The 7967-nt window shown below is 46.4% G+C and carries 7 protein-coding genes and 1 tRNA gene; all 8 read left to right on the forward strand.

Translation table 11 applies throughout. From position 1 onward, the window contains the following. Window positions 1-264: 264 nt before the first annotated feature. A complete protein-coding gene (gene rfbD, locus OEV79_11875; GenBank protein MDH4212134.1) occupies window positions 265-1116 on the forward strand; it encodes a dTDP-4-dehydrorhamnose reductase in 852 nt (283 codons plus the stop codon). Between the two features lie 34 nt (window positions 1117-1150). Beyond that, window positions 1151-2218 carry a glucose-1-phosphate thymidylyltransferase gene (locus OEV79_11880; GenBank protein MDH4212135.1) on the forward strand — a complete coding sequence of 356 codons (1068 nt, stop codon included), beginning with the start codon at window positions 1151-1153 and terminating at the stop codon, window positions 2216-2218. Between the two features lie 12 nt (window positions 2219-2230). Then, complete coding sequence (locus tag OEV79_11885; GenBank protein ID MDH4212136.1) at window positions 2231-2701, forward strand: dTDP-4-dehydrorhamnose 3,5-epimerase family protein; 471 nt, start codon at window positions 2231-2233, stop codon at window positions 2699-2701. A gap of 27 nt (window positions 2702-2728) precedes the next feature. Then, entirely contained in the window at window positions 2729-3751 is a 1023-nt protein-coding gene (rfbB, locus tag OEV79_11890) for a dTDP-glucose 4,6-dehydratase (GenBank protein MDH4212137.1), read from the forward strand. A 516-nt stretch (window positions 3752-4267) separates the two neighbouring features. Further along, window positions 4268-4340: transfer RNA gene (locus OEV79_11895), tRNA-Lys, on the forward strand. A gap of 90 nt (window positions 4341-4430) precedes the next feature. Further along, complete coding sequence (locus OEV79_11900) at window positions 4431-5867, forward strand: hypothetical protein (GenBank protein MDH4212138.1); 1437 nt, start codon at window positions 4431-4433, stop codon at window positions 5865-5867. Continuing rightward, window positions 5864-6316 carry a hypothetical protein gene (locus OEV79_11905; protein MDH4212139.1) on the forward strand — a complete coding sequence of 151 codons (453 nt, stop codon included), beginning with the start codon at window positions 5864-5866 and terminating at the stop codon, window positions 6314-6316. The genes OEV79_11900 and OEV79_11905 overlap by 4 nt, the downstream gene beginning before the upstream one ends. Before the next feature lie 97 nt (window positions 6317-6413). Then, a partial coding sequence (locus tag OEV79_11910; protein MDH4212140.1) for a class I tRNA ligase family protein occupies window positions 6414-7967 on the forward strand: 1554 nt, incomplete at its 3' end.

Consider the following 7967-nt stretch of genomic DNA (forward strand, 5'->3'; position numbering starts at 1 on the left):
TACCTCTTCATAGGTGCTCACACCAGGACCAGCCAGATCTGCTTTTTTGTCTGCACTACCTGCCATTATCTTCCTCCTTCTTAATTGTCAGATGATTTTCTCTTCATCCAGAGAAAAGTGCCAGTCTGCGAAAATCTGAAGTTTTTATTAATGTCGCGGGATTCTTAAAAGAATCCGACTGCCGGAGCTATTATCTCCAGAATAGAGTAAAAGTCAAGAATAACAATTGATTGACATCCTTATCCGCAAGGCTATAATGTGCTGATGAAGATTTTTATCAGCGGCGCTGAAGGAGCTCTGGGACAGGAAATGACGCGGCTGCTGCGCAACGAGAAGATCAAATTTCTGGCAATCGACGTCAAACAGCTCGACATTACCGATTTCAAAGCGACGAACAGAGTTTTGTTGGAATACCATCCGGACGTCATACTTCATTTTGCCGCAGTGAGTGACGTTGATACGTGTGAAGTTGAGCAAGACCTGGCTTTGCGGGTCAATGCGTTAAGCAGCATGGGGTTGGCAATAATTGCCAAGAAGATCGGCGCAAAGATGCTTTATACTAGCACGAATTTCGTCTTTGATGGAAATAGTGAGGAAGCTTACTCAGAGTATAGTGAGCCGAACCCCATAAGTGTATATGGAAATACAAAATTACTGGGCGAGCGTTATGTGAGGGATATCTGTGAGCGTTATTATATTGTTCGAACATCCTGGCTGTTCGGTAGAAACTCGAAGACGTATATATCAAAATTCCTTGCCGCAGAAAAGAAACCCGGTTCGATCGACGTCATCTGTGACCAGTTTGCTTCTCTAACCTATATTGAGCATCTTGCTGAGGCGATATTGCGCGTGATTACATCTGACAACTATGGCATATACCATATCGTTAACAGGGGTGTTGCCTCATGGCTTGACTTTGTCTTGAGAGCAAAAAAAATAATGAGATTCAAAACTAATGTCAGAGCGATCAAAATGGAAGAGCTAAATCTGCCGGCAAGCCGTCCACGGTATTCGCCGCTGGAATCGAACAATTATGAATTTCTTTTCTCCTGCCAAATGAAATCATGGGAAGAAGCCTTGAATGATTTTATCAAAATATTACTACAAAAACCTTGATTTTTAGTCAGTTATTACTATAATTCACTCAACAATGAAGGGATTGATACTTTCTGGCGGTTTCGGTACACGGTTGAGGCCGTTGACTTATACTGGCGCCAAGCAGCTGATTCCTATTGCCAACAGACCAATTATCTATTATGGAATTGAATCGTTGGTGCGCGTAGGTATAAAAAATATCGGTATCGTTGTTGGCGATACAAGGGAAGAAGTGGTCAATACGGTCGGCAACGGCGAGGGATGGGGGATCAAGATCGAATACCTCCCCCAGGAATCACCCTTGGGTTTAGCCCACGCCATCAAGATCGCTCGCGAGTTCCTGGGTACTGAACCCTTCATGATGTATCTTGGCGATAATATCCTGAAGGACAATCTCATAGATGTTGTGAAGCAATTCGAGAAGAATCAACCCAATGCTCTGATTCTCCTGACTGAAGTCAATAATCCACAGGAATTCGGCGTGGCGGTTGTTGATGACCAGGGTAGGGTGAAGAAATTGATCGAGAAGCCGAAAGAACCTCCGTCTAATCTCGCGCTGGTCGGTATATATCTCTTTGATAAAGAGATTCACAATGCGATTGAACATATACAGCCTTCGTGGCGTAATGAATTAGAGATAACCGACGCAATACAGTGGCTGTTGGACAACGGCTATCGTGTCGAAGCCCAAACTGTGAAGGGCTGGTGGAAAGATACGGGCAAACCCGAGGATATAATAGAAGCCAATTTGCTGATTTTGCAGGATATCGAACCGGACAATAAGGGCGAGGTCATAGACTCCACATTGAACGGCCGCATCGTGATAGGAAAGGGTGCCGTTATCGAAAAGAGTATCATCCGCGGACCGGCAATAATCGGCGAAAATTCGAAACTTTATCGGGCTTATGTCGGACCTTTTTCTTCGATCGGCGCCAATGTAACGATCGAAAATTCCGAGGTGGAGTGTAGCGTGATAATGGATGGAGCAACAATATGCAACCTGGAGAACCGTATTGACCGCTCGATACTCGGCAGGAACGTCGTCATCAATCAGATCAATGAATCACCGAGAACCCATAAATTCATTCTCGGTGACCAGAGCTACGTTCAGATAATTAAGTGATTGGAGTCAATGATGGCCAATGAAAAATTGATACAAGGTGTGTCGATCAAAAACCTGAAGTTGATACCCGATGAGCGTGGACGATTGATGGAAATACTTCGCGTCGACGACAAGGAATTCTCAAAATTCGGTCAGGTGTATGTTACCACTGCATATCCAGGGGTAGTCAAAGCATGGCATTGCCATAAGCTTCAGGACGATAACATGACCGTTCTGTGCGGCATGGCAAAGATCGTGCTATATGATGACCGCAAAGATAGCCCGACCCACGGACTGACCAATGAGTTTTTTATCGGCGAACATAATCACATACTGATACATATACCAAAATTTGTGTGGCATGGCTTCAAGTGCGTCAGCAGTAGTGAAGCGATGATCGTCAACGTAGTTACAGAATGCTATGATTACGCAAACCCTGATGAGTACCGCAAGCCTGCTCACGGTTCGGATATTCCTTACGACTGGTCGCGTAAGGATGGTTAGCATTTTTATTCTTTCACAATTTCAGCAATGAAAGTACTTGTAACCGGTGGATGCGGGTTTATCGGCTCCAATTTCATCCGGTATTTTGCAGCAAGATATCCATCTAATAAAGTTCTCAATGTTGACAAATTAACGTATGCCGGAAACCTCGAGAACCTCAGTGGACTGGAAAAGAAAAGAAACTACCGTTTTGTGAAAGCAGACATAACCAATGCCGTACAAATGAAAAGGCTGTTCAAAAAATTCAATCCGGATCGGGTTGTAAATTTTGCCGCGGAGACCCATGTTGACCGCAGCATTACAACCCCTGGCGATTTTCTCAAGACCAATTTTCTTGGCGTTGGCGTATTATTGAATTGCGCACTCGAATACGGTGTCGAGAAGTTCCTGCAGGTATCGACCGACGAGGTCTATGGTTCGATCGCACGGGGCAAGTTTCGAGAGGGCTCTGTCCTCAACCCTTCGAGTCCATATTCTGCGAGTAAAGCGGCAGCCGATGGTCTGGTGATGGCGTATTACCGTACCTATGGCCTGCCAGTGGTGATTACTCGCTCTTCTAATAACTACGGACCCTATCAGTTTCCAGAGAAATTCATACCTCTTGTGATATTCAACGCGATGAACGGCAAGAAGATTCCCGTGTACGGCGATGGCCTGCAGGTCAGGGACTGGATATATGTTGAGGATAACTGCCAGGCTATTGATCTCGTTCTGCACAGAGGTAAGATCGGAGAGATATATAATGTCGGCGGTCAGTACGAACGTGCTAACATGTACGTTATAAAAAAAATACTTAGCATTCTGAAGAAACCGGTTGAGCTAATTGAATACGTGGAAGACCGTCCCGGGCATGACCGGCGCTATGCTCTGTCCATTGCCAAGGTACGAAGCCATCTTGGGTGGCAGCCAAAAATATCCTTTGAAGTCGGCCTCGCAAAGACAATAAAATGGTACCGGATGAACAGCGGATGGTTGAAGAACACCCAGACCGGTGCCTACCGCAGTTTTTACAGAAAGTACTACAGCAAACTGGGACTGACACAAATCTAGCGACTCGTTCACGCCCCGACGTCATTCTCCGGTTCAACCGGGGGATCCAGGGTTACGCCGCACGCTGGAGACACGCTTTGCTGAAGACATGCTGCGCTGAAGTCACGTCGCTTCGCTGCAGAATCTGAAGAGGCAGAACGAACAATGGTCATTCTCCGGCTTGGCCGGGGAATCCAGATTCTGTCCAAGTGTCACACGCCTCCCCGTCATTGCGAGTCCGCCACAGGCGGACGCGGCAATCTCAGTAATCAAACAAAAACTGACGAAATCAACGTTTGTTGTATCAAATATCGAAATACAAATGACCAAAACATGTTCTCAACGGTAATAGCGGGATTAGCGCAATTAACGAACCAAACGTTTTTTGTTTTCAACGATATTAGCGATAATAACGGACAAAACGGTATTAACGAGATTAACGATTTTTTCAATTTCGCAATTCGCATTTGGAATTCCTCAATTATTCGTCGTTAGTTCATATTGACACTCCGTTGTGATTAGATATAATGAAAATGCGGGTCGTTAGCTCAGTTGGCAGAGCATCGGATTTTTAATCCGGTGGCCGCAGGTTCGAATCCTGCACGACCCATTTTGATTATGAAAACTCAAAAATCCCTCGTGGTTTTCCTTACCCATCACTATTCTGCGAACATGTGTGTCCGGTTGCCTTCATAGGATCATGTTCTCATTATTTCTTGCTGCCATACTGAGCAGTCAGCCGAATACCGGGCCGGTAATGCATTTCTTCTACCGGCCATCTTGCGGTCACTGTATGGATAATCTTCTTACCGATATTCCAAATCTCAAGAAGAAATATGTGTTCAGTCTAAAGAAATATGACATAGACATACTGGATAATTACAGGTTGCTTGAGAAAATGGAAGGGGCAAAGGATACATATGGTGATGACCTGCCAGTAATCTTTGTTGGCGACTCGGTGTTTTATGGGCCCGAGAGTTTGTACGCCAGGCTCGAAGTTGTGCTTAAAGCATTTCCCCAACCGAAACCCCCGGTCGTCAAAGAATTGGAGAAAGAGGATACATTACCCACTATTGAAGGAGAGATTGAAATCCTCTATTTCTACCAGCCCGGCTGCCGTGAGTGTGCGCGTCTCGAAGCTCTCTTCAATAATCTGGAGAAGAACTACGAAAAAATTCATATCTCGAAGCATGACATACTATCCGACACCAACAAGATCAAGCTGGAAGCGCTTTCCGCAGCGATCGGCATTCCTGAGAACGAAAGGCTCATCGTTCCGGTTATCATCGTCGGCAGGAATTACTTGCTGAAGGAGCAGATAACTTCGGAAAACGTGTTTGAATTGTTCGAAAAACATGAGAAACTCAGCCAGGCTGCAGTTGATACAGTACTGCAGAATGCCGAGAGCGATATTTTTAGACGATTTGGCCGGTTTTCATTGTTGGGCATAGTGTTTGCCGGTTTGCTTGACGGGGTCAACCCTTGTGCCTTCGCAACGATCATATTCTTCGTGAGTTATCTTCTATTCCTCGGCCGCAGGCGCCGGGAAATAGTGCTGATGGCAATTTCTTTTATCGGCGCGGTATTCATTGCTTATTTTCTCATCGGAGTGGGTGCTTATAACCTGTTAAAATACCTCACCGGCTACGATATTGTTGCGAGAATCATTTTTGTGTGTTTTGGCATAATTGCCTTTGTTCTTGGAATTTTGAGCCTGCGTGATTACCTTTATGCAAGAAGAGGACAACTGGATAAGATGATTCTCCAACTACCTCTCGGTATTAAACAGCGGATCCATCGTGACATAAAGGAGAAAACGGCAATGGGCGGCATCGTGTTCGGCTCCTTTGTGGCCGGTTTGCTGATTTCATTTCTGGAATTCGGTTGTACCGGGCAGATATACTTACCGACGATCACTTTTATGATATCCAAGGCAGGATGGCAGCTCAAGCCAGTGCTGTCCCTTGTGCTTTATAATATCATGTTCATCGTCCCGTTGATCCTGTTTGCACTCATGGCCATCATATTCACAACGCAGCGCATCACGAAAACCTTGAGTGCAAGGATCCCCGCGATCAAATTCCTGACCGCGATATTGTTTTTCACCCTGGGTATTCTGCTATTTCTGTCAGCATGAATAGGAAATTGTTATTAGGGGTGCTGGTTCTCATCGTAGTGGTCCTTGTCTGGCTGTTATACCCGACTGAAGAACGAAGATTAAGAAACGACATAAAAGCTCTGAGAAAGGCAGTGGAAAACGAGTCAGTTGAAACAGTCAGCGCGTACCTCGATGTTCAATACCAGGATAATAACAATATGACCCGTGAGGGGCTCATCGATGCGGTAGGTCGTTTCTTTGCCGAAGTCGACTCCATCACCGTGCAAATGAAGGGTTTGAAGGCAAGTATAGACTCGACCACAGCTGATAACGTTATCTTCGCCAGCTGCAGTCTGGGCGTGAGGGTACTGGCTCGATATGAAGGCGAGCGCGTGCTTGCCTTTGGCGGTATAGTCAAACCGAGTACGGTACAGGCAAGGTTCAGAAAGACCGACGGCAAATACCGGGTCTACTACGCCGAGTACTGAACAGCGTTAAATCCGGAAAACCTCAGGTGTAGTACGGAAAATCACAAAAAATAAGCGGATTTGTTGACAAATGATGAAAACCCGCTATAATACACACATGGTTTTTAAGAAAGTCATGAAAAAGCTGGAGTTTCCCGAACTCGAACACAGAATACAGGAGTTCTGGGACGAGAGGGGTATTCTTGCCAAATACATTACAAAGAACAGAGGCAAGAAGAAATGGTCGTTCCAGGACGGGCCGATCACTGCCAATAACCCGATGGGAGTGCATCACGCCTGGGGTCGTACTTATAAAGACATATTCCAGCGTTATAAGACCATGAGGGGTTTTGACCAGCGCTATCAGAATGGTTTTGACTGCCAGGGGCTGTGGGTTGAGGTGGAGGTGGAACGAGAACTTGGTTTCAAGTCGAAACGCGATATTGAAGCTTTTGGCATCGATCGTTTTGTCGAAAAATGCCGGGAGAGGGTACATAAATATTCAATGATACAGACCGAATCCTCGATCCGGGTCGGCATGTGGATGGATTGGGGAGACTGGAAGACATCGATGGATGATAAGGATTGGCTGAAAAAGAGCCATTCCTATTATACGATGAGCGAGATCAATAACTATACGATCTGGCATTTCCTTAAAAAGTGCCATGAGCGCGGTTTCATTTACGAGGGTGTTGATGTAATGCCCTGGTGCGCACGCTGCGGCACCGCGATCAGCGACATGGAGATCGCTACTGAAGGATACAAAGAATTGACCCATAAGGCAGTTATCGTGCGTTTCCCCATAACCGGACGGACAGATGAGTATCTGCTGGTCTGGACAACGACGCCCTGGACCTTGACTTCCAATAGTGGGGTTGCCGTGCATCCTGCAATGGCATACGTGAAGGTGAAAAATAACGGTAGCGTCTACTACCTTTCAAAGAACTTGACGAGCGTATTGAAAGGCAAGTACGAAGTAATCGAGGAACTGCCGGGTAAAGCGCTACTCGGATTGACTTATACCGGTCCTTTTGACTATCTACCGGCCCAGAAAGACGTGGTTCACAAGGTCATTCCATGGGAAGAGGTCAGCGAGACCGAGGGGACCGGTCTTGTTCATATCGCGCCGGGCTGCGGAAAAGAGGATTTTGCGCTCGGAAAAGAATTCGGGCTGAAGACGATCGCGCCGCTCGATGAACTGGGCGTTTACATCGAAGGCTTTGACTGGCTTTCGGGCAAGGATGTAGGTGACGTGGCCGAAGCAATAATCGAAGATCTAAAGAAACGCGATATGCTATATTCGGTCGGAGATTATGCCCACCGTTATCCGGTTTGCTGGCGCTGCGACAGCGAGCTCGTGTTCAGACTCGTCGATGAATGGTTCATCTCCATGGACGCGCTTCGTGATGAGATCGCAGAGGTCGCGAAGAAGGTTGAAAAATGGCTCCCTGAATTCGGTCTTGCCCGGGAACTGGATTGGTTGAAGAACATGTCGGATTGGTGTGTTTCAAAGAAACGCTACTGGGGTCTTGCTTTGCCCATCTGGAAATGCAGATGCGGTCATTTCACGGTGATTGGCAGCCGTGATGAATTGAAGGAGAAAGCAGTCGAGGGTTGGCAGGAGTTTGAGGGCAATTCTCCGCACCGTCCCTGGATCGATAAGGTTAAGATC

The sequence above is a fragment of the candidate division WOR-3 bacterium genome (genome assembly GCA_029858255.1).
Classification (GTDB): domain Bacteria; phylum Hydrothermota; class Tepidihabitantia; order SM23-42; family SM23-42; genus SM23-42.

What these genes read in the sequence shown, in the direction of transcription:
- OEV79_11905 (MDH4212139.1), top strand. Translation starts at nt 5,864, where the DNA reads ATGAATAGGAAATTGTTATTAGGGGTGCTGGTTCTCATCGTAGTGGTC.
- OEV79_11900 (MDH4212138.1), top strand. Translation starts at nt 4,431, where the DNA reads ATGTTCTCATTATTTCTTGCTGCCATACTGAGCAGTCAGCCGAATACC.
- rfbB (MDH4212137.1), top strand. Translation starts at nt 2,729, where the DNA reads ATGAAAGTACTTGTAACCGGTGGATGCGGGTTTATCGGCTCCAATTTC.
- OEV79_11885 (MDH4212136.1), top strand. Translation starts at nt 2,231, where the DNA reads ATGGCCAATGAAAAATTGATACAAGGTGTGTCGATCAAAAACCTGAAG.
- rfbD (MDH4212134.1), top strand. Translation starts at nt 265, where the DNA reads ATGAAGATTTTTATCAGCGGCGCTGAAGGAGCTCTGGGACAGGAAATG.
- OEV79_11880 (MDH4212135.1), top strand. Translation starts at nt 1,151, where the DNA reads ATGAAGGGATTGATACTTTCTGGCGGTTTCGGTACACGGTTGAGGCCG.